At 70.7% G+C, this 20,386-nt stretch carries 17 protein-coding genes and 1 pseudogene; 9 read left to right on the top strand and 9 right to left on the bottom strand.

From position 1 onward, the window contains the following. Positions 1–527: 527 nt before the first annotated feature. Both ACFT7S_RS22430 and ACFT7S_RS22425 read left to right on the top strand, forming a co-directional pair. Positions 528–1,364 carry a C40 family peptidase gene (locus ACFT7S_RS22430; RefSeq protein ID WP_382734619.1) on the top strand — a complete coding sequence of 279 codons (837 nt, stop codon included), beginning with the start codon at positions 528–530 and terminating at the stop codon, positions 1,362–1,364. 297 nt (positions 1,365–1,661) lie between these two features. Then, positions 1,662–2,060, top strand: a complete 399-nt coding sequence (locus ACFT7S_RS22425) for a hypothetical protein (protein ID WP_382734617.1) — start codon at positions 1,662–1,664, stop codon at positions 2,058–2,060. A 151-nt stretch (positions 2,061–2,211) separates the two neighbouring features. On the opposite strand, the gene ACFT7S_RS22420 is transcribed toward ACFT7S_RS22425, so the two are convergent. Further along, positions 2,212–2,781, bottom strand: coding sequence for a helix-turn-helix domain-containing protein (locus ACFT7S_RS22420; RefSeq protein WP_382734615.1), 570 nt, complete (start codon positions 2,779–2,781; stop codon positions 2,212–2,214). Between the two features lie 196 nt (positions 2,782–2,977). On the opposite strand from ACFT7S_RS22420, the gene ACFT7S_RS22415 reads away from it, so the two are divergent. Further along, on the top strand, positions 2,978–4,072 hold the full coding sequence (locus tag ACFT7S_RS22415; RefSeq protein ID WP_382734769.1) for an ArsR family transcriptional regulator: 1,095 nt from the start codon (positions 2,978–2,980) through the stop codon (positions 4,070–4,072). Here ACFT7S_RS22415 and ACFT7S_RS22410 read toward each other — a convergent pair. Further along, positions 4,002–5,177, bottom strand: a complete 1,176-nt coding sequence (locus tag ACFT7S_RS22410; RefSeq protein ID WP_382734613.1) for a Cmx/CmrA family chloramphenicol efflux MFS transporter — start codon at positions 5,175–5,177, stop codon at positions 4,002–4,004. The genes ACFT7S_RS22415 and ACFT7S_RS22410 overlap by 71 nt on opposite strands. Before the next feature lie 448 nt (positions 5,178–5,625). Here ACFT7S_RS22410 and ACFT7S_RS22405 point away from each other — a divergent pair, with 448 nt between their 5' ends. Then, complete coding sequence (locus ACFT7S_RS22405; protein WP_382734612.1) at positions 5,626–6,150, top strand: hypothetical protein; 525 nt, start codon at positions 5,626–5,628, stop codon at positions 6,148–6,150. A gap of 17 nt (positions 6,151–6,167) precedes the next feature. Here the strand turns inward: ACFT7S_RS22405 and ACFT7S_RS22400 are convergent, their stop codons facing one another. After that, positions 6,168–7,451, bottom strand: a complete 1,284-nt coding sequence (locus ACFT7S_RS22400; RefSeq protein WP_382734610.1) for a geranylgeranyl reductase family protein — start codon at positions 7,449–7,451, stop codon at positions 6,168–6,170. A 97-nt stretch (positions 7,452–7,548) separates the two neighbouring features. Between ACFT7S_RS22400 and ACFT7S_RS22395 the strand changes: the two genes are divergently transcribed. Beyond that, positions 7,549–8,067 carry a GNAT family N-acetyltransferase gene (locus ACFT7S_RS22395; protein ID WP_382734608.1) on the top strand — a complete coding sequence of 173 codons (519 nt, stop codon included), beginning with the start codon at positions 7,549–7,551 and terminating at the stop codon, positions 8,065–8,067. Positions 8,068–8,103: 36 nt separating this feature from the next. Here the strand turns inward: ACFT7S_RS22395 and ACFT7S_RS22390 are convergent, their stop codons facing one another. Continuing rightward, complete coding sequence (locus tag ACFT7S_RS22390) at positions 8,104–8,796, bottom strand: demethylmenaquinone methyltransferase (RefSeq protein ID WP_382734606.1); 693 nt, start codon at positions 8,794–8,796, stop codon at positions 8,104–8,106. Between the two features lie 118 nt (positions 8,797–8,914). On the opposite strand from ACFT7S_RS22390, the pseudogene ACFT7S_RS22385 reads away from it, so the two are divergent. Beyond that, positions 8,915–9,264: pseudogene (locus tag ACFT7S_RS22385) on the top strand (sigma factor); the annotation flags it as partial. Between the two features lie 25 nt (positions 9,265–9,289). On the opposite strand, the gene ACFT7S_RS22380 reads toward ACFT7S_RS22385, so the two are convergent. The 4 genes from ACFT7S_RS22380 to ACFT7S_RS22365 all read right to left on the bottom strand — a co-directional run bounded on the left by ACFT7S_RS22380 (position 9,290) and on the right by ACFT7S_RS22365 (position 14,264). Further along, positions 9,290–9,922 (bottom strand): hypothetical protein, encoded by a 633-nt coding sequence (locus ACFT7S_RS22380; protein ID WP_382734604.1) that lies wholly within the window; start codon positions 9,920–9,922, stop codon positions 9,290–9,292. 118 nt (positions 9,923–10,040) lie between these two features. Next, positions 10,041–11,240, bottom strand: coding sequence for a cyclic dehypoxanthinyl futalosine synthase (gene mqnC, locus ACFT7S_RS22375; protein WP_382734602.1), 1,200 nt, complete (start codon positions 11,238–11,240; stop codon positions 10,041–10,043). A gap of 72 nt (positions 11,241–11,312) precedes the next feature. Next, a complete protein-coding gene (locus ACFT7S_RS22370) occupies positions 11,313–13,010 on the bottom strand; it encodes a serine/threonine-protein kinase (protein WP_382734600.1) in 1,698 nt (565 codons plus the stop codon). A 375-nt stretch (positions 13,011–13,385) separates the two neighbouring features. Then, positions 13,386–14,264 carry a menaquinone biosynthetic enzyme MqnA/MqnD family protein gene (locus ACFT7S_RS22365; protein ID WP_382734598.1) on the bottom strand — a complete coding sequence of 293 codons (879 nt, stop codon included), beginning with the start codon at positions 14,262–14,264 and terminating at the stop codon, positions 13,386–13,388. Between the two features lie 309 nt (positions 14,265–14,573). Between ACFT7S_RS22365 and ACFT7S_RS22360 the strand changes: the two genes are divergently transcribed. Both ACFT7S_RS22360 and ACFT7S_RS22355 read left to right on the top strand, forming a co-directional pair. After that, positions 14,574–14,777, top strand: a complete 204-nt coding sequence (locus tag ACFT7S_RS22360; protein WP_003967102.1) for a cold-shock protein — start codon at positions 14,574–14,576, stop codon at positions 14,775–14,777. 260 nt (positions 14,778–15,037) lie between these two features. Continuing rightward, positions 15,038–15,865, top strand: coding sequence for a MerR family transcriptional regulator (locus tag ACFT7S_RS22355; protein WP_382734597.1), 828 nt, complete (start codon positions 15,038–15,040; stop codon positions 15,863–15,865). Positions 15,866–15,936: 71 nt separating this feature from the next. On the opposite strand, the gene ACFT7S_RS22350 is transcribed toward ACFT7S_RS22355, so the two are convergent. Then, positions 15,937–17,157, bottom strand: coding sequence for an amidohydrolase family protein (locus tag ACFT7S_RS22350; protein ID WP_382734595.1), 1,221 nt, complete (start codon positions 17,155–17,157; stop codon positions 15,937–15,939). 251 nt (positions 17,158–17,408) lie between these two features. On the opposite strand from ACFT7S_RS22350, the gene ACFT7S_RS22345 reads away from it, so the two are divergent. Next, a complete protein-coding gene (locus tag ACFT7S_RS22345; protein WP_382734593.1) occupies positions 17,409–20,366 on the top strand; it encodes a BTAD domain-containing putative transcriptional regulator in 2,958 nt (985 codons plus the stop codon). Positions 20,367–20,386: the final 20 nt, after the last annotated feature.

The raw sequence follows: 20,386 nt of genomic DNA, 5'->3' as shown, positions 1-20,386 counted from the left end.
GCGGCATCCCGCGCTCACCCGGAAGGGGAGCTCCCGGGGTGCGATGTGGACATGTGCATCCATTCACGAACTTCCGGACGCGTGAGCGACGCACACCCGGATGCATCGCGCGGAGGCGCGCGACCCGTTCGGCCGACCCGCGATCCACCCTCCGGCCGAGCCTCGGCCAACCCCCGACGCATCCCAACCTGACTTCCCGTCAGCCCGGACGCGGCGCCCCGGCCCCCGCACCCCCCACCCGCCCGCGCGGTTGCCCGTGATGGCCGACTCACGCTGTGACCTGCATCACTCCACGTAGGCTTCAACTAAAGCGGGCTTGGCCATCGGTGTGAACGGATGGTAAGCGCCGGGCAATCCGGACGTATTACTGAAAGCTGGTGATCACAGCAGGGATGACCCATGCCCGATTTGCCCGTTACGGCGTCAATAAGGGTCTCCAGAAAGCGGATTCACAGGTTCCGGACGTAACTGTGTCGCAACACACCTTTCTTGAAGGGACCCCGGATGCCCTGATAGCGCTAGTTCTCATGTCCCACACCGCTCACATACCCAGCCACCGGAAACCCCGCCAGAGTGCTTCGAAGACGGCACTGCGAGCCGGAGTTGCCGGTGGCGTCCTCAGCACCATCGCGGTCGCCGGTGCCGCCGGTCCGGCTCAGGCCGAGCCGGTGACCCAGACCATCGAGATGCCCACCATCACCTCCGGGCTCTCCCCCGCCGTCGCGGCGTCCGCCGAGGCCACGCAGCAGGTCGCCCTCGACCTGGAGACGCAGGCCCACGAGGACGCCGCAGCAGAGACCGCCGCCAAGAAGGCCAAGAAGGCCAAGGCGGAGGCAGTACGCAAGGCTGAGGCCAAGAAGAAGGCAGAGGCCGCCGCCAAGGCGAGGGCCGAGGCAGCCGAAGAGGCCGCCGAGCGCGCCTCCCGTACCGCCGAGCGCACGACGCTCAGCGCCTCCACGGGCTCCTCCGCGTCCTCCTCCTCGCCCTCGCAGTCCACGTCGAGCGCCACGGGCTCCGCCGCGTCCATCGTGGCCTTCGCCAAGGCGCAGGTCGGCGACGCGTACGTGCCCGGTGGCACCGGCCCCAACTCGTGGGACTGCTCCGGGCTCGTCCAGGCCGCGTACGGCTCGGTGGGCATCGACCTGCCGCGCGTCTCGCAGAGCCAGTCGACGTTCGGCACCCAGGTCTCGCTGAGCAACCTCCAGCCCGGCGACATCCTGTACTGGGGCAGCGCGGGCAGCGCGTACCACGTCGCGATCTACGTGGGCGGCGGCCAGTTCGTCGGCGCGCAGAACTCCAGCACGGGCACCGTGCAGCGCTCGCTGGACTACGACATGCCGACCGGCGCGGTCCGCGTTCTCTGATTCACAAGCGCACCCGCACGCCTGAACACCCAAAGGGCCGCCACTCCCCCGCTCGGGAGTGGCGGCCCTTCCGTGTGCGGTCACCAGCCGCCCGTCTCGCCCGCGTACTCGGCTTCCCGGCCTTTCCGCAGCTCAGCCGGGGTGGGATATCCCAGCATCCCAGAAGCCGTTCCGATCGTTGTCCGCCGTCCTCGCCTCGTGACATACCTGTCGCAGCTCGGAGCCAGAAGGGGAGGCTCCGATCGGCCTCACGCCGGCCAACCGGCGTGGGGACACGCGAAAGTCAGGGGAGAGACAGTGCAGAAGAAGCTCAAGGGACTTACCGTCGCCGCCAGTAGCGTCGCTCTGGCCTTCGGCGGATTCACGGGGGCCGCCAGCGCCGCACCGCAGGGCGACCTGGGCGTACAGGTCTCCTGCTACGACGGAGCGGGCTCCTACTCCAAGGCCGACGGCCGGCACACGACCAGCGTCTTCAAGACGTCGACCCGGTGCGCCGACATCAACATCAAGACGAGCACCAACCGTTACGTCATGGTGTGCTTCAAATTGAGCAGCGGCTCCTTCGACTGCCAGGATTCCTACAAGTACACAACGGGGGGCAGCTGGAAGGTCATCGCAACCGACGTCAGGGACAGCCAGGAGTTCGTCTTCTACTTCCAGACCACCGGCCTGGCCACCGGTTCGTACGCGGCCTGATCCGGTCGGCGCGGGAGAGCTCGCACGCCGGGCCGCGGCAGCACCTCGCCGTGGCCCGGCAGCGGTCCCTCACCTCGCAGGCAGGTCCCGCAGACGGGTGGTCAGTGCACGGCGCCCGGGGAAGGCGACTCGGGGCCCCGCTGCCCCATGCTCACCGCGCTGTCGCACCGCGCGGAGAGCAATAACCGGCCCTCGCCGCCCCCGGTTCCTGACCGGCGGAGAAGGCGGGCACCGCCTGGATAAGCAGCGGCGCCGTGCCCGCCAGCACCGCGAGGGACAGCACGATCAGCAGCACGCGACGGCCACGCCGCGAGTGCCACAGCCCGTACGGCCACGCCCTGCGAACCCCTCGCGCCCGTCCCGGCCCGGCAGGCGCCGAGGCGGCGACCGCAGCTGCCGGAGCCGCCTGTACGACCTGGACTGCCTGAGTTGCCTGAGCCGCATCCGAAGGTGGGCCGGTTACGGCGGTCGGGCCGCGCTCGGCGCGGCAGGCGTCGGCCAACGCCCACAGCTTGTGCAGCTCGCGCAGCTCCTGCGCCGAAGCGCCGCAGACCTTCGCGAGTTCGTGCGCCACCCCGAAACCGACCGGGACCGATGCACCCGCGCAGTAGCGGTGCAGGGTGGAACGGCCGATCCCCGCTCGGCCCGCCAGCCCTTCATAGCTCAGCCCCGAGCGCTCCTTGAGTGCTCTGAGTAACGCCGAGAATCGTTCGTTCCTCACCCGCTGTGTCACTTCGTGTCTCCCGTTCCCCCGTGAGCTCACACCAACGGCAGCGGCGAGCGACGCCGAATCGCGCAGGGCCCCTACGGCACGGACCTGCCCGCTGCTCCACGTCACTGACCATTGCCCAGCAGTGCCGAGCCGGGCCATGCTGTTGCTGCTGACCGCAAATGCTGAGCTCATCGGGGGGAACGAGATGCTCCGCGTCCACTTCAGCGACGCCGACCTGGCCAGAATCCAGGTGGCCGCCGCGCCCGATCCACTCTGGGAAATCGCTGCAAGCCTGCATCGCCTGCAGTCACGCAACGGCCGCTGGGCCCATGCCGAATGGCACCGGGCCGCGCGTGTCCGCATCCGGGCCGCCGGACTCGACCGTGCCGTACGGAACGTACTGTTCCCGCTCTTTCCGAGAGCCGCCTACTTCCCGGACTTCCTGACTCCGTTCCAGTCGTCCGGCGGGCTCGATGCCGGGATCGAAGCGATCCTGGCCACTCCGTCACGCCGGGTCCTGGACGAGGTGGCCATCCTCGACCGTGTCGTCGGGGCCCCCTCCTGGGCACCGCGATTAGCCGACGCCGGAACACGGGCGGAGTTCACGCGCGTGCTCCGGGCCTACTACGAGGCAGCCCTCGCCCCGCACGCGGAGCACATGCAGGCCCGCATCGACGCCGAACGGTCGGCGCGCTGCCGCGGTCTCCTGGACGGGGGCGTCGAGGCAATGCTGGAGGGCCTGAACCCCGGCATTCGCTGGAAGCGCCCCACGCTGCACGTCCGCTACCCCGTGGAGGGCCGGGTTCTGCACCTCAACGGCCGAGGGCTGAAGCTCCTCCCCTCGTACTTCCTGCGGCACAATCCGGTCACCCTCGCCGATCCCGAGCTGCCCCCGGTCCTGTGCTACCCCCTGCTGCACGAACCTGCGGCCCCACCGGCCGACGCCCTGGACGGCGCGCCCCGCTCGCTGACGGCTCTGCTCGGACGGGCCAGGGCCGCCGCGCTCTGCGCGGCCGCCACCGGGGCCACGACCGGTGAGATCGCCCGCGCGGCGGGGGTCTCCGCCTCATCGGCCAGCAGACACGCCACCGCACTGCGCGACGCGGGACTGATCACCAGCAGCCGGCACGCCTCGACCGTCCTGCACACCCTCACCCCGGCGGGCGCGTCCGTGCTCGGCGCGGTGACGCTGCGGGGTGGGGGACCAGGGACGGCCGGTGACGTACCGCTCAGACCGCCGCCCCCTCCAACGCCTTCCCGTCACCGGTCCGTACGCGCATCAGCAGCGCCGAAAGGGTAAGCGCCGCGGCAGTCAAAAAGGCGCTGACCCAGAGCGGTGCGCGGAAGCCGAGGCCCGATCCGAGGGCCAGGCCGCCGAGCCACGGGCCCAGCGCGGCGCCCACGTTGAACGCGGCGGTGGCGAACGAGCCGGCCAGCGTCGGGGCGTCGGGGGCCAGCTGGAGGACCCGGGTGATGAGCGCCGTCCCGGTCGCGAAGGCCAGCGCGCCCTGGAGGAGCACCAGGGCGAGGGCCGCGACCGGGTTGCCCGCCGTGAGCGCGAGGACCGCCCAGCCGAGGGCCAGCGCGGTCGTACCGGCCCCGATGAACGCGGCCGGCCGGGTTCCGGCGATACGGCCCGCGACGGTGACGCCGATGAACGAGCCCACGCCGAAGAGCGCGAGGACAGCGGGCACCCACCCGGTGCCGAACCCGGTGACCTGGGTGACCAGCGGTTCCAGATACGAGAACGCGCAGAAGGTCGCCCCTTGGACGAGCGCCATGACGAGCAGGGTCAGCAGGAGCCGCGGGCGGCTCAGGGAGCGCAGTTCACCGCGCGCGCCCGTCGCCCCGGTGCCGCGGCGGCCCGGCGGAATGGCCTTCGCGAGGGCGACGAGCGCCGGTACCGAGACGAGGGCCACCGCCCAGAACGCCGACCGCCAGCCCCACAGAGAACCGAGCGCCGCCCCGGCGGGCACCCCCACGACGCAGGCGACGGTGACCCCGCCCACCACGACGGCGGTGGCCCGCGCTTTGGCATGCGGCTCGACCAGCCCGATCGCGGTCGTCAGGGCGACGGCCCAGAACCCCGCGTTCGCGAGGGCCCCGACGACCCGGGTCGCGAGCAGCACCCCGTATCCCGGGGTGAGCGCCCCGATCACATGGACGGCGACGAAGACGGAGAGGAAGAGCAACAGGGCGCGGCGCGGCTGCCAGGTGCGGCTGAGCAGCGCGGTGAGCGGCGCCCCGATCACCATCCCGACGGCGAACGCCGAGGTGAGCAGCCCCGCCGCGGGCAGGGCCACCCCCAGGTCGGCGGCGATGCCTGAGACGAGACCGGACAGCATGAACTCGGACGTGCCCTGGGCGAAGACCGCCAGCCCGAGCACGTAGACAGCGAATGGCATGAGAAGGACCCCTTGGACGGAACCGTCGGTTGAACGACCGGTGTACGAGGGGGTGGGCCGCGCCCGCGAAGCCGACGGTGGTCGACAGCAGGCGGCAACGCGGTGGAATGTCCGGGCCGCCCGGGGCGGTCGGACATGACTCGGCCATGCGTACGGACGGCATGGCGAGGAGAAGGAGAAATGCGCGGCCCACACCGCGAGGGTCCGGCCGTGGGCGGGTGCCGTCGCCGAAGCCCGCGACCGCTCGGGTCGCTCGGTTCCGTTCAGTTCGGCAGAGGCCCGGCCACCGGCGGACCGGTGGCTACCGTCTGTCCGACTCGGGGGTGGACATGGGCCGGACGCTATCAGCGCGGTGCCCAGGCCTCCACTGCTTTCGGCCACGGACGGATCAGGCCACTGTCGGAAACCGGGGAGCTTGCGGTTGGCATGAGCAGGCAAACTGGGGCGCATGGCCGACAGTGCTCTCTGGATCGCCTCGCTCACCGCGGGCACCGCAGTCCTCGCGAGCTGGGTGACCAGCCGGGGTACGGCTCAGGCCGCCAGGACCCAGGCGGATGCCGCCGCGAACACGCAGCGGTCCGTCCGCATCCGGGAGACCCGCAGGGCCGCGTACGTGAATCTCATCGAGCAGGCCCACCGGATGGCCGACCTGTACTGGCGGGTGTCGGACATCCACGAGTCCGGGACCCCCGGGACCCGGGCCCCGGAGCTCCGGGAGGTCCGGCTGCGCCTGCGTGAGGAGTACAGCAAGCTGCGCCACGTCGTCTGGGTCGTGGCGCTCGAAGGCCCCGACCACGTAGCGGAGGCGGCGGAGCGGCTGCGGCTCGCGACGCAACCGCCGTTCAGGGCACTTGAGGCGTCGATCGCGGGTGATGCCGAAGCCGTCCGCGCGTTCGATGCCGGCTACGACCCGTTCTGGAAGTCGGTCCTGACCTTCGTCGCCACCGCGAAGACCGCGGTGCACGACATGTGACGGCCGGAGCGCCGCCGTCAGGAGCTCGGGGCCACCTTCGACAGACCGTTGATGATGCGGTCCATCGCGTCGCCGCCCGTCGGGTCGGTCAGGTTGGCCAGCATCTTCAGCGTGAACTTCATCAGGACCGGGTGGGTCAGGCCGCGTTGCGTCGCGATCTTCATGACCTTCGGGTTGCCGATGAGCTTCACGAAGGCGCGGCCCATCGTGTAGTACCCGCCGTAGGTCTCCTTGAGGACCTTCGGGTAGTTGTTCAGGACCAGTTCGCGCTGTGCGGGGGTCGCGCGGGCGTGTGCCTGGACGATGACGTCCGCCGCGATCTGCCCCGACTCCATGGCGTACGCGATGCCTTCGCCGTTGAACGGGTTGATCATGCCGCCCGCGTCACCGACGAGCAGCAGGCCCTTGGTGTAGTGCGGCTGGCGGTTGAACGCCATCGGGAGCGCGGCGCCCCGGATCGGCATCGTCATGTTCTCCGGGGTGTAGCCCCAGTCCTCCGGCATCGACGCGCACCAGGCCTTGAGGACCTCGCGCCAGTCCAGCTCCCTGAAGGCGGAGGACGAGTTGAGGATGCCGAGACCGACGTTGGACGTGCCGTCGCCCATGCCGAAGATCCAGCCGTAGCCGGGGAGCAGGCGGTCCTGCGGGCCGCGCCGGTCCCACAGCTCCAGCCAGGACTCCAGGTAGTCGTCGTCGTGGCGGGGCGAGGTGAAGTACGTACGCACCGCGACGCCCATCGGGCGGTCCTCGCGCCGGTGCAGGCCCATCGCGAGGGAGAGCCGGGTGGAGTTGCCGTCGGCGGCGACGACGAGCGGAGCGTGGAAGGTGACCTCGGTCTTCTCCTCGCCGAGCTTCGCGTTGACGCCCGTGATGCGGCCGGTGCGCTCGTCGAGGATCGGGGCGCCGACGTTGCAGCGCTCGTACAGCCGCGCGCCCGCCTTCTGCGCCTGCCGGGCCAACTGCTCGTCGAAGTCGTCACGCTTACGGACCAGACCGTAGTCCGGGTACGAGGCGAGATCCGGCCAGTCCAGCTGGAGGCGGACGCCACCGCCGATGATGCGCAGGCCCTTGTTGCGGAGCCAGCCGGCCTCTTCGGAGATGTCGATGCCCATGGAGACGAGCTGCTTGGTGGCGCGGGGGGTGAGGCCGTCGCCGCAGACCTTTTCGCGCGGGAAGGCCGTCTTCTCCAGGAGGAGGACGTCCAGTCCGGCCTTGGCCAGGTAGTACGCGGTCGTGGAGCCGGCTGGGCCCGCCCCGACGACGATCACATCCGCGCTGTGTTCGGAGAGGGGCTCGGTCACGGTCGGATCTCCCGAAGACTCGAAATCGCGTGCCGCTCGGCACAGGTCCCGTGCAGTCTATGGGGGCATGCCGGTCAACTTTCCGAAGGGCTCCCCGATGCCGATCGCGCCTGGTCCGACCCCTGCCGTACGTCTGCGTGTCCCGACCGACGAGGACGCGCTCGCCTGGCACCGGGTGTTCGCCGACCCCAAGGTGATGGAGTTCCTGGGCGGCGGGCCGGCGGAGTTCTCGGTGTACGAGGAGCTGACCGCACGCCAGCGCCGGCACGACGCGGAGCTCGGCCACTGTCTGTGGACCGTCCTGGACGACACGGACGAGGTACTCGGCTTCACCGGCGCGCAGCCGTGGCCGCACACCGCCTACGGGCCGGTGGGAGAGATCGAGATCGGCTGGCGGCTGGGGCGGGCGGCCTGGGGCCGCGGTTACGCGACCGCCGCCGCCCAAACCGCGCTGGAGCGGGTACGGGCGGCGGGGGTGACGGACGTCGTCGCGATCGTCGACTCGCGCAACGCGCGCTCGCTCGCGGTCGCCCGGCGGCTCGGTATGCGGCAGGCCGAGACCTTCACGACTCCGGTTCCGGGGCAGGAGTCGTACTGCTTCCGGCTGGAGCTGTGAGGGGCCCGGGAGCCGAGCTGCGCATAAGGCCGCGGGTCAGCGGCGTACGCCCCGGTGCAGTGCCACCACTCCGCCGGTGAGGTTGCGCCAGGCGACGTCGGACCAGCCGGCCTTCTGGAGCAGGCGCGCGAGGCCCGCCTGGTCGGGCCAGGCGCGGATCGACTCGGCGAGGTAGACGTACGCGTCGGGGTTGGACGACACCGCGCGGGCGACCGGCGGCAGGGCGCGCATCAGGTACTCGGTGTAGACCGTGCGGAACGGCGCCCACGTCGGCTGGGAGAACTCGCAGATCACCACGCGTCCGCCGGGCTTGGTCACCCGGTACAGCTCGCGCAGCGCCTGCTCGGTCGCCTGGACGTTGCGCAGCCCGAAGGAGATCGTCACCGCGTCGAAGGTCTCGTCGCGGAAGGGCAGCTTCGTCGCGTCGCCCGCGGTGAAGGGCAGCCAGGAGTTGCGCTTCTTGCCCTCCCGGAGCATGCCGATCGAGAAGTCGCACGGCACAACGTACGCACCGGTCGCGGCGAACGGCAGCGAGGACGTCGCCGTGCCCGCGGCGAGGTCGAGGATCTTCTCGGCCGGCCGCGCGTGCACCGCCTTCGCGACTTCCTTGCGCCACAGCCGGGCCTGGCCGAGCGAGAGCACATCGTTGGTGATGTCGTACTTGGCCGCCACGTCGTCGAACATCGAGGCGACTTCGTGCGGCTGCTTTTCCAGGGATGCTCGGGTCACCCGTCCATTCAAGCAGCCCGGCCCCTCCCGTTCCGCAGCGGCCGGGCGGCTTCAACCTTTTGGGTCCGCCGGCACTCAGTGCTGGGGTGAGACCACCGGACAAGGGAGAGGGGCGCAGATGTCCGTCATACATACCGGCTTCGAGGAATTCGCCCGGGCGAACCAGCGCCGTCTGTACCGAACGGCGTATCTGCTCTGCGGGGACGTGGAAGGTGCCCGCGATCTGACCCAGACGACGCTGGCGAATCTTCCAGCACTGGCGGCGGGCGAGCGCCGCCGACCACCCCGGAGGCGTACGCGCGCACGGTCCTGACCCGTACGTATCTCGCGGAGCGCCGGCGCCGTCTGCGCGATTACCTCGCCCACACCCATGTGGACGCGCCGTCCGCCGCCGTCGGTCCCGAACCGACGGTGACGCTGCTGGCCGCGCTCGCCGAACTCCCGCCCCGCGCACGGGCGATGGTCGTGAGCGAGCCTCGCCCCGGCCCGTACGTCAGGAGGCGCGGAACACCAGGCGGCCGCCGAGGACCGTGGCGACGCAACTGCCCGCGCCCACTTCGGCGAGCTGCTCCGCGTCCCGGACCGCGAAGACCGCCAGGTCGGCGGGGGCGCCGACGGCCGCTGTCCCGGCGAACGCGTCCGCCACCTCCCGTACCCCGGCGAGCGGGTCCAGGGAGACGGGGACGTCCACGCTCCCCGTACGCGGGGCATGGAGGCGCAGACCCGAGCGGACGACCACGGTGCGCACGGCGGGGCGGGTGAAGGTTCCGGCGACGGCGGTCGTGCCGTGGCGCAGCATCCGTTGCAGCCCGCGCCGTGCGCCGGCACCCCAGCGGGCGTCGTCCATGCCGAGTGCGGTGACCGCGTCCCCGGTGAGCGGTTCGGTGCCGAGGGCGTCCGCCTCACGGGGGTCGGGGTGGTACGCCGTCTCCAGCAGGGCCGTGGCGGTGACGTTGACCAGGCCCGGGGTGATCAGGCCGGACCAGCGCCGCACCCGGGCCTGTGGGCGGGCGGCGGTCAGCTCCGCGTACGGGCCGACGGCAACGACCACGCCGCCGTCCACGGCCACGGCGTCCGCCCCTTCCGGGGCGCCGAGTACCGCGTCGGCGGAGTGAATCGTCAGCACGGAAGCTCGGGCCTTTCGTTTGGATCAGGCCGGATCAGGGAGCGGGGTCTGGTGCGTGCAGCTGCAAGGCGGAGGATTGAGGCATGGCGAATGGGGCCTCCCCTGCAAACGAGAGGCCCTAGTTGGTGCTGAGGAGCTTCAGCTCCGGGTGGGCCGTGCCGCCCACGATGGCGGTGGACGAGATGTGCGAGACGACGCGCTCGTCGACCGGGTCGTTCGCCGGGTCGTCGTGCACGACGAGGTGCTCGTACGTCGTGGCGCGCTGGGCGGGGACCCGGTCCGCCTTGCGGATCAGGTCGATGATCTCCATGCGGTTGGAGCGGTGCCTGGCACCGGCGGAGGAGACGACGTTCTCCTCCAGCATGATCGAGCCGAGGTCGTCCGCGCCGTAGTGCAGGGAGAGCTGGCCGACCTCCTTGCCGGTGGTCAGCCAGGAGCCCTGGATGTGGGCGACGTTGTCGAGGAAGAGCCGGGCGATGGCGATCATCCGCAGGTACTCGAAGAGCGTGGCCTGCGTCTGGCCCTTCAGCTTGTTGTTCTCCGGCTGGTACGTGTACGGGATGAACGCGCGGAAGCCGCCCGTGCGGTCCTGTACGTCGCGGATCATGCTCAGGTGCTCGATGCGCTCGGCGTTGGTCTCGCCGGTGCCCATCAGCATGGTGGAGGTGGACTCGACACCGAGGCCGTGCGCGATCTCCATGATCTCCAGCCAGCGCTCGCCGGACTCCTTGAGCGGGGCGATCGCGGTGCGCGGCCGGGCGGGCAGCAGTTCGGCACCCGCGCCCGCGAAGGAGTCGAGGCCGGCGGCGTGGATGCGCCGGATGGCCTCCTCGGCCGACACCTTGGAGATCCGGGCCATGTGCTCGATCTCGGAGGCACCGAGGGAGTGGATGACCAGCTGCGGGTACGCCTTCTTGATCGCGGAGAAATGCGTCTCGTAGTACTCGACGCCGAAGTCCGGGTGGTGGCCGCCCTGGAACATGATCTGGGTGCCGCCCAGCTCGACGGTCTCCGCGCAGCGGCGCAGGATGTCGTCGAGGTCGCGGGTCCAGCCCTTGTCCGTGTCCTTCGGCGCCGCGTAGAACGCGCAGAACTTGCACGCGGTGACACACACGTTGGTGTAGTTGATGTTGCGCTCGATGATGTACGTGGCGATGTGCTCCGTACCCGCGTAACGGCGGCGGCGTACGGCGTCGGCCGCAGCTCCCAGCGCGTGCAGCGGTGCCGACCGGTAGAGGTCGAGCGCCTCCTCCGGGGAGATCCGCCCACCCTCGGCGGCGCGGTCGAGGACGGTCTGAAGGTCGGCCTTCTCGGTCACCGGGCTGTCACCTTTCGGTGGTTTTACAACGAATCCACGGACCGATCCAGCCTACGCCAGCCCTTGTCGGACTCAGTCGGCGGACCGGGTGAGCGTGCCGTGCGGCTTACCGGCGCCCTCCTCGTACGACTGGTAGACGAGAGTGCCCTCCGGCGTCAGGGTGAAGGTGAGGTCGGCGGCGTCGCCCGTGCACAGGCCCGTGCTGCTCGCCTTGTCCGGATCGAGGCGCTCGCGGATCTTCACCACCCGCTCGGTGGCGGAGGAGAGTTCGCCGATGCTGTGGCAGGTGACCGTGGTGCCGAGAACGGTGAGCGACACCTTCATCCGGGCCACGTCCGATCCCTTCCTCCCCTGGGTGAACACCGCGGTCAGCGTGCCGTGCGGGGCGCCGCTCCGTTCGGTCACCGGCCCCTTCCAGGTGCCGGTGAACGCCTTCGGGAGCGCGCCGACCTGACCGGCCGTCGCCCCGGGCGAGGGCTTCCCCGAGCGGCTGGGCGAGGGCGGTGTCGCCGCGTTCTCGTGCTTCTTCGTGTCGTCGCTGTCCGGCAGCAGGCCGGACAGCACCCCGCTGCCCACGGTCACGGCGGCGAGCGCGCCCGCCACGGCCAGCGCCACGGTACAGCTCACCCGGCGGCCACGGCGGGCACCGGGCCGCGAGTCGGCGTTGACGGTGACGGAGAACCGGGGGTCGGGCGTGCGCGGTGCGGGCACACCGCTGCCGCCGGGACCGCCCGGGCCGCCCGGGCCGCCGGTCGACGGTGGGACGGTCGGGCGGGGCGGAGCCGATGCGATCGGCGGCCCGAACACACCCAGCACCGGACTCCCCAGCGACGCGTTGCTGAACGGCACAGGACCGGAATGCCCCGGGTCGTCCTGCGGTTCCAGGTCCAGCAGCGCCACGGCCGCCCGGCTGACCTCACGCACCAGCGGGTTCGGCAGCCAGCCCGAGGCCACCATCGCGGCTGCGCCACCGGGCGCGAGCAGCCGGGCCAGGTCCACCGGATCGGGCCGGCCCGCGGGGTCCTTCGTCAGACACCCGGCCACCACCTCACGCAGCTCGCCCTCCAGATCACCCAGCTCCGGTTCCTCGTGCACCACCTTGTAGAGGAGTACGGCGGAGGAGTCACCGGGGAAGGGGGCGTTGCCCGTCGCCGCGTACGCGAGGACCGCGCCGAGCGAGAAGACATCGGCCGCACCCGAGATGTCCAGGCCGCGGATCTGCTCGGGCGCCATATAGCCCGGCGAGCCGACCGAGACCCCGGTGGAGGTGAGCGAGACGGTGGCGCCGGTGGCCCGGGCGATACCGAAGTCGATCAGCCGGGGGCCGTCGAGGGCGAGCAGCACATTGGACGGTTTCACGTCCCGGTGGATGAGGCCCTCGGCATGGACGGCGGCCAGCGCCTCGGCGAGACCGGCGCCCAGGGTGCGCACGGCGTACTCGGGCAGGGGTCCGTGCGTGGTGACGGCCTGCGAGAGCGGGGGACCCGCCACATACCCGGTCGCGACCCACGGCACGGCGGCGTCCGGGTCGGCGTCCAGGACCGGGGCCGTCCACTGCGCACCGACCCGCCGGGCCGCCTCGACCTCGCGGCGGAAGCGGGCGCGGAACTGCTCGTCGAGCGCGAAGTGCGGATGCACGACCTTGACGGCGACGGTACGTCCGCCCGCGCTGCGCCCCAGATAGACCCGGCCCATCCCGCCCGCACCGAGCCTGCCGAGGAGCCGGTAGGCGCCGATGGTGTGCGGTTCGCCGGCTTCCAGCGGCTGCATATGGACTCCCCCTGTGGACCGTCCCGACCTGCGACCCGAAGCCTAGGCGCATGGGTCACCCGGTCACAGGGAAACGTTCTGCCGATTTCACCCCTATAGGGAACGAACGGCGGTTTTCGCCACCGCGAAAGGCGTGAATGTGTCGTTGATCCGGTCGATACCGGGGCGCGAAGGGGACTCCTGCCGGACGCCGCCCCCTATTCGACATCCCGGTACACCGGACGGACCCGTATCTCTTTCGTTCCATTCACCGGAAGGGAATGCCCCGGCCCTCCCCCGACGGTAAGGCGATAAACATCCGGAGCGTCCGGGATTCCCCCATTCCCGGCCGGTCCATTACCCCCGTACCGTCCCGTCGTACGGGCGCCCGCACGGTCAGCCGCCGAGCAGCTCGACCCTCACGTCGGCGGGGAAGCCGGTCGTCTCGCCGGTCCGCCGGGCGAACTCCCGCACACCCTTCAACTGGTCCGGGCCGAAGCGGAAGTCCAGCGTCGTGAAGTACCGCTCCAGGAGCTCCGCGTCGAAGCTCTCCCAGCGCGCCGCCTGCTCCGCCACCTTGGTGACCTCCTCCAGGGAGACGTCCCGCGAGGCCAGGAACGCCTCGTGGACCTTGGTCACGTACTCGGGGTGCGCGGCCAGATAGTCCTTGCGGGCCGCCCAGACGGCGAAGACGAACGGCAGCCCCGTCCACTCCTTCCACATCTGCCCGAGGTCGTGAACCTGCAGGCCGAGGCGCGGGGCGTCGTGCAGATTGGCGCGGAGCGCGGCGTCACCGATGAGGACGGCGGCGTCCGCCTCCTGCATCATTAGGCCGAGGTCGGGCGGGCAGGTGTAGTAGTCGGGCTCGACCCCGTACCGCTCGGAGAGCAGCAGCTGCGCCAGGCGTACGGAGGTGCGCGAGGTCGAACCGAGCGCCACCCGGGCCCGGTCGAGCTGTTCCAGCGGGAGCTGGGACACGATCACGCACGACATGACGGGGCCGTCGCAGCCGACCGCGATGTCGGGGAAGGCGACCAGGTCGTCGGCGTTGCGCAGGAACTCGACCAGCGTGACGGGGCCGATGTCGAGGTCGCCCCTGATCAGTTGCTCGCTGAGTCTCTCCGGGGTGTCCTTCGAGAGCTCCAGGTCGAGCAGGGTCCCGGTCCGTGCCAGTCCCCAGTACAGGGGGAGGCAGTTGAGGAACTGGATGTGGCCGACGCGCGGCCGGCTGCGACGGTCGTCGCCTTCGACGGGAGAGACGGTTGAATTGTCCACATCGTGAGGCTAGACCCGTACCCGCCGACCGGCATCAGCGGGGCATCCCGGGCACTCCCCCGAGCCGTCCGCAGCCCTCTCCCGGAGCCCCTCTCCGTCAGCCCGTCGGGGCCTCTAATCAAACATTCGGATGAAGTGATCTTTGCCCCTACCGCTCCCCGCAGAGTGCGTGCTAGGCTCGCCGCAAGTTGCAGTTTGGTTTCCCTTGCAGTACAGAGCCTGCGGAGCATGTAACCCGCAGGCTTTTGTAGTTTTCAGACTTGTTTGCAGGTTCTGGAGCAGGGCAACCCTTTGGCCCAAGGAGGGCTTATGGCTACCGGAACCGTCAAGTGGTTCAACGCTGAAAAGGGCTTCGGCTTCATCGCCCAGGACGGCGGCGGCCCGGATGTCTTCGTTCACTACTCCGCGATCAACGCGTCCGGGTTCCGCTCCCTCGAGGAGAACCAGGTCGTGAACTTCGACGTCACTCAGGGACCCAAGGGTCCGCAGGCTGAGAACGTCACCCCGGCCTAGTTGCCCGGGTCGGTCGATCGCGGCCGGTAAAGCAGTACCCAAGGAGCCCCGCTCCTCCGCCTCGGCGGGGAACGGGGCTCCTGCCTTTTTTCCTGTACGGGGGCCAGGGCGACGCCGTGGTGATCTTCCAGCCGGGCCGCCGGCTGGTGGAGCTGACGGCCCTGCGGGAGCAGTTGCTCGACCCGAAGCGACACGGCTGAACGGCCCTGACGGTCCGCCTTGACCTTGACACCGTGTGAGGCCGTGCACTGGGAGACATCATGTTCACCATCGGAGACTTCGCCAGGTACGGGCGGGTGTCGGCCCGGATGCTGCGCCATTACGACGCCATCGGGCTCCTGCGCCCCGACCGCACCGACCCCGCCACCGGGTACCGCTTCTACGGCGCCGCCCAGCTCGCCCGCCTCAACCGGGTCATCGCTCTCAAGGATCTCGGCTTCACGCTCCAGCAGGTGCGGGCCATCCTCGACGAGCAGGTCGGCCCGGAGGAGCTGCGCGGGATGCTGCGCCTGCGGCGCGCTGAGCTGGAGGCAGCGGTGGCCGAGGCGACGGCCCGGCTGGCACAGGTCGAGGCGAGGCTCCGGTCGATCGAGAGCGAGGGACACATGTCCGGAGACGATGTCGTCATCAAGCACGTGCCGGCGGTACGGGTGGCGGAGCTGACCGGGACCGCGGCGAGCTACCGGCCGCAGGCCATCACCCCGGTGATCGGCCCGCTGTACGACCGGCTGTTCCCGCTGCTTGCGGCGGCCGGGATCAGCCCGACGGGGCCGGGTGTCGCACGGTACGAGGACGACCCGGCGGGCGAGGGTGCGATCACCGTGCACGCGGGGGTGACTGTCTCCGCACCGGCAGGACCGGTCGGTGACACCGGCGTCACGGTGGTCGAGCTGCCCGCGTTCGAGGCGGCGACCATCGTCCACCGCGGCGCGATGGACGGGGTCCTCACCACCGAGCAGACGCTGGCCCGCTGGCTGGACACCAACGGGTACCGCTCGCTGGGTTACACCCGGGAGATCAACCTGGAGTGCCCGGCGGACCGGGACGCATGGGTGACGGAACTCCAGGAACCGGTGAGGAGGGCCTGACGGTGGGTGCGGGGGCCGCCCGTACATCCGCGGCCCCCGCACTCTCTCCTCACGCCCGCGCCCCCCTCTCCTCACGCCCCCGCCCACAGCCCTTCGTCGGTCAGCCCCAGCAGGTCGATCGCGTTGCGGCGCACGATCCGGTCCACGACGTCCGCGTCCAGGTGCCCCATCTGCGACTCCCCCACCTCGCGCGAGCGGGGCCAGGTCGAGTCGGAGTGCGGGTAGTCCGTCTCGTACAGGACATTGCCGACGCCGATCGCGTCGAGGTTCTTCAGCCCGAAGGGGTCGTCGAAGAAGCAGCCGAAGACATGCTCCGTGAACAGCTCGGACGGCGGCCTGTGCACCTTGTCGGCGACGCCGCCCCAGGCCCGGTTCTCCTCCCAGACCACGTCGGCGCGTTCCAGGATGTACGGAATCCAGCCGATCTGGCCCTCCGCGTACATGATCCTGAGGTTGGGGAAGCGCTCGAACTTGCCGCTCATCAGCCAGTCGACCATCGAGAAACAGCAGTTGGCGAAGGTGATGGTGGACCCGACGGCGGGCGGGGCGTCGGCCGAGGTGGACGGCATCCTCGACGAGGAGCCGATGTGCATGGCGATCACCGTCCCCGTCTCGTCGCAGGCCCGCAGGAACGGGTCCCACTCGTCCGTGTGGATGGACGGCAGCCCGAGATGCGGAGGTATCTCGGAGAACGCCACCGCGCGCACGCCGCGCGCGGCATTGCGCCGCACCTCCTCCGCCGCGAGCCGGGCGTCCCAGAGCGGCACGAGGGTGAGCGGGATGAGCCGGCCCCGCGCGTCGGGGCCGCACCACTCCTCGACCATCCAGTCGTTGTACGCGCGCACGCCCAGCAGCCCCAGTTCACGGTCCTTCGCTTCGGTGAAGGTCTGGCCGCAGAAGCGTGGAAATGTGGGGAAGCAGAGCGCCGACTGGACGTGGTTGACGTCCATGTCGGCCAGCCGCTCGGGCACCGAGAACGAGCCCGGACGCATCTGTTCGTACGTGATGACTTCGAGCTTGATCTCGTCGCGGTCGTAGCCGACGGCGGTGTCCAGCCGGGTGAGCGGGCGGCGCAGATCCTCGTACACCCACCAGTCGCCGATCGGCCCGTCGTCGCCCTTCTCCCCCATGACGGGCGCGAACTTGCCGCCCAGGAAGGTCATTTCCCTGAGCGGCGCCCGGACGATCCGCGGACCGGAGTCCGCGTACTTGGACGGGAGCCGGTCCCGCCAGACATGAGGGGGCTCCACCGTGTGGTCGTCCACCGAGATGATCTTCGGGAAGGTCTCCATGTCTTCCACGGTAGCGCTGATCTGACGAACCGTCAGCTATCCGTACGGGCCTCCGGTTCCGAATCGTTGTCGAGGGCTTGTGCAGAGCGTCACCCAGTGCTGACGACTCGGCCCAAAACAAGGCAGACTGTTGACCGCGATACCAGCAGTAAGGAGCGATCCGGATGCACGCCGCACATCAACACACGGGCGGGCATACCGAACAGGCGCGATCGGGCAGAACCGGCGGGCGAGCAGGACAGGGGGCATCAATGGACCGTGATCACGGGCCACGCGTGCGCGTTCCGGAGCAGCGTGCGCCGCAGGACGGGGATTCCGGCAGTGTGCTGCGTTTCGCCGTGCTCGGACCCGTACGCGCCTGGCGCGGCGGGGAGGCGTTGCCCTCCGGTTCGCCCCAGCAGCGGGCCCTCCTGACGGCACTGCTCCTGCGCGACGGCCGGACGGCCACCGCGGCGGAACTCATCGACGCGTTCTGGGGCGAGGACCCGCCCTCCCAGGCGCTCGCCACCATCCGGACGTACGCCTCCAGGCTCCGCAAGATCCTCGGCCAGGACACCCTGGTCAGCGAGTCCGGCGGGTACGCGATCCGGATCGGCCGCGACGCCCTCGACGTCACGTTCGCCCAGGATCTGGCCGCCGAGGCGGAGAAGGCGCGGGTGGCCGGGGACCGGCACCGGGCCCGTGCGCTGATCAACAAGCTCCTGGGCCTGTGGGACGGCGAGGCGCTCGCCTCCGTGCCCGGCCCGTATGCGGAGAACCAGCGCACCCGCCTGGAGGAGTGGCGCCTCCAGCTCACCGAGACGCGGCTCGACCTGGACCTGGAGGTCGGCTGCCATGCGGAGGCCGTCTCCGAGCTGACCGCACTCACGGCCGCGCATCCGCTGCGCGAACGCCTGCGTGAACTGCTGATGGTCGCCCTGTACCGCAGCGGCCGGCAGGCCGAGGCGCTCGCGGTGTACGCGGACACCCGCCGCCTCCTCGCCGAGGAGCTGGGTGTCGACCCGCGCCCCGAGCTGGCCCAGCTCCAGCAGCGCATCCTCACGGCCGACCAGGAGCTGGCCCGCCCCGCCGACGAACCGGCCCCGGCGCCCGCCGCGGTCCGTCCAGCCCAACTCCCGGCCACGGTCCCGGACTTCACGGGCCGCGCCTCCTTCGTACGGGAGTTGGGCGACCGGCTCGCCACCGCCGAAGCGTCCGTCATGGCCGTGTCCGCACTGGCCGGCATCGGGGGCGTCGGCAAGACGACCCTCGCCGTGCACGTCGCCCACGAGGCCCGCCCGCACTTCCCGGACGGTCAGCTGTACGTGGACCTCCAGGGCGCCGGTGCGCGGGCCGCCGAGCCGGAGACTGTCCTCGGCGCGTTCCTGCGCGCGCTGGGCACCCCGGACTCCTCGATCCCGGACTCCCTCGACGAACGGGCCGCGCTCTACCGGTCCACCCTGGACGGCCGCCGCATCCTGGTCCTCCTGGACAACGCCCACGACGCGGCCCAGATCCGCCCCCTGCTCCCGGGCACGGCGGGCTGCGCGGCCCTGGTCACCAGCCGCGTCCGCATGGTCGACCTGGCGGGCGCGCACCTGGTGGACCTGGACGTCATGTCCCCGGAAGAGGCCCTGCAGCTCTTCACCCGCATCGTCGGCGACGAACGCGTCAACTCGGAGCGCGAGGCGGCCCTCGACGTGGTCGCCGCCTGCGGCTTCCTCCCCCTGGCCATCCGCATCGCCGCCTCCCGCCTGGCCGCCCGCCGCACCTGGACGGTCTCGGTCCTCGCCGCCAAGCTCGCCGACGAGCGCCGCCGCCTGGACGAACTCCAGGCGGGCGACCTCGCGGTGAAGGCGACCTTCGAACTCGGCTACGGCCAGCTGGAACCGGCGCAGGCACGCGCGTTCCGCCTGCTGGGCCTGGCGGACGGCCCGGACATCTCCCTGGCAGCGGCAGCGGCCCTGCTGAACCTGGAGGTGCACGCGGCGGAGGACCTGCTGGAGTCCCTGGTCGACACCAGCCTGGTCGAGTCGGCGGCCCCTGGCCGCTACCGCTACCACGATCTGGTCCGGCTCTACGCGCGTGCATGCGCGGAGCGGGATGAGCAGCCGCCGGTGGAGCGGGAGTTGGCACTGTCGCGGCTGCTGGACTTCTATCTGGCGACGGCGGCGGGGGTGTACGCGCTGGAGCGGCCCGGGGACCGGCTGGTGGATCACCTGGAATCGACGGAGCACGAGGGTCTGTCGTTCGCGGACCGGCACTCGGCACTGGACTGGCTCTACACGGAGGCGACCAATCTGCTCGCGTGCGTGTGCCAGGCGTCACAACCTGCCACCCTGCGCCGGGCCGTCGATCTCCTGTATGCCGCTCTCGACCTGGGCGAGTCGGGCGCCAACTCCAAGCAGTACGAAGCAGCGGCGCTCACGGTCCGTGAAGCGTCAAGGCAATGCGGCGACCCACGGGCAGAGGGCCGAGCCGTCATGTCCCTGGCCAACGTGCACCAGCTGGCCGGGCGGTTCGACCACGCCGATCGCGAGGCTCAGGCGGCCCTGCGGCTGGCAGGCATCGTCGACGATCCCCTGCCCGCCTGCTGGGCCTCCAACGCTCGGGGCATCATCGCTCTCTACCAGAACCGCCACGCTGATGGAGAAGGCTTTCTGACGCAGGCCATCGAGGCGTTTCGGAGCGACGGAAACCGGCCGGGCGAGGCAAGCGCACTGTGCAATCTGTCGCGCATCCATCTCGCCACCGGGCGAACGAAGAGCGCGATCACTCTGGCTCGGTCGGGTATCGAGATCTACGACTCGCTCGGCCACGCGCTGCGCGGCGCGAACGGCCGGTACGCCCTGGGCCTCGCCCTTACTCAGAGCATGAAGCTCTCAGCCGCGACGGACCAGCTGAACGAAGCTCTGGAGGTCTTCCGTGACAGCCGTCAGCGGCTGTGGGAAGGAATGACACTGTTCCGTCTGGCCGAGGTCGAGATCGCTTCCAGTCGCCCTGCCCAGGCCGCTCAGTACTCCGAGTTGGCGCTCACCGTTCTCCGTGGCATCGGTGGTGACTGGCGGCGCGGCAACGTCCTGACCGTTCTCGGCCGGGCACTTGACGGAATAGGGCAGACCGGACGCGCCCAGGTGTGCTGGCGGGAAGCGCTCGGCATCTACGAGGAGCTCGGATCTCCGGAAGCGCACGACGTCCGGTCCCTGCTGACTCCCGCCTCGGCCGCCTGACAAACGGCGCGTTCATCGTT

Origin of the sequence: Streptomyces sp. NPDC057136, assembly GCF_042670885.1 — a bacterium.
In the GTDB taxonomy this organism is placed as follows: domain Bacteria; phylum Actinomycetota; class Actinomycetes; order Streptomycetales; family Streptomycetaceae; genus Streptomyces.
Note: the sequence above shows the minus strand (reverse complement) of the source record. Positions and strands in the feature narration are given on the sequence as shown.

Excerpts from the sequence above, each read along its gene's own strand:
- ACFT7S_RS22405 (WP_382734612.1), top strand. The coding sequence starts at position 5,626 with ATGGCCGACAGTGCTCTCTGGATCGCCTCGCTCACCGCGGGCACCGCA.
- ACFT7S_RS22370 (WP_382734600.1), bottom strand. The coding sequence starts at position 13,010 with ATGCAGCCGCTGGAAGCCGGCGAACCGCACACCATCGGCGCCTACCGG.
- ACFT7S_RS22430 (WP_382734619.1), top strand. The coding sequence starts at position 528 with ATGTCCCACACCGCTCACATACCCAGCCACCGGAAACCCCGCCAGAGT.
- ACFT7S_RS22345 (WP_382734593.1), top strand. The coding sequence starts at position 17,409 with ATGGACCGTGATCACGGGCCACGCGTGCGCGTTCCGGAGCAGCGTGCG.
- ACFT7S_RS22395 (WP_382734608.1), top strand. The coding sequence starts at position 7,549 with ATGCCGATCGCGCCTGGTCCGACCCCTGCCGTACGTCTGCGTGTCCCG.
- ACFT7S_RS22350 (WP_382734595.1), bottom strand. The coding sequence starts at position 17,157 with ATGGAGACCTTCCCGAAGATCATCTCGGTGGACGACCACACGGTGGAG.
- ACFT7S_RS22355 (WP_382734597.1), top strand. The coding sequence starts at position 15,038 with ATGTTCACCATCGGAGACTTCGCCAGGTACGGGCGGGTGTCGGCCCGG.
- ACFT7S_RS22360 (WP_003967102.1), top strand. The coding sequence starts at position 14,574 with ATGGCTACCGGAACCGTCAAGTGGTTCAACGCTGAAAAGGGCTTCGGC.
- ACFT7S_RS22415 (WP_382734769.1), top strand. The coding sequence starts at position 2,978 with ATGCTCCGCGTCCACTTCAGCGACGCCGACCTGGCCAGAATCCAGGTG.
- ACFT7S_RS22410 (WP_382734613.1), bottom strand. The coding sequence starts at position 5,177 with ATGCCATTCGCTGTCTACGTGCTCGGGCTGGCGGTCTTCGCCCAGGGC.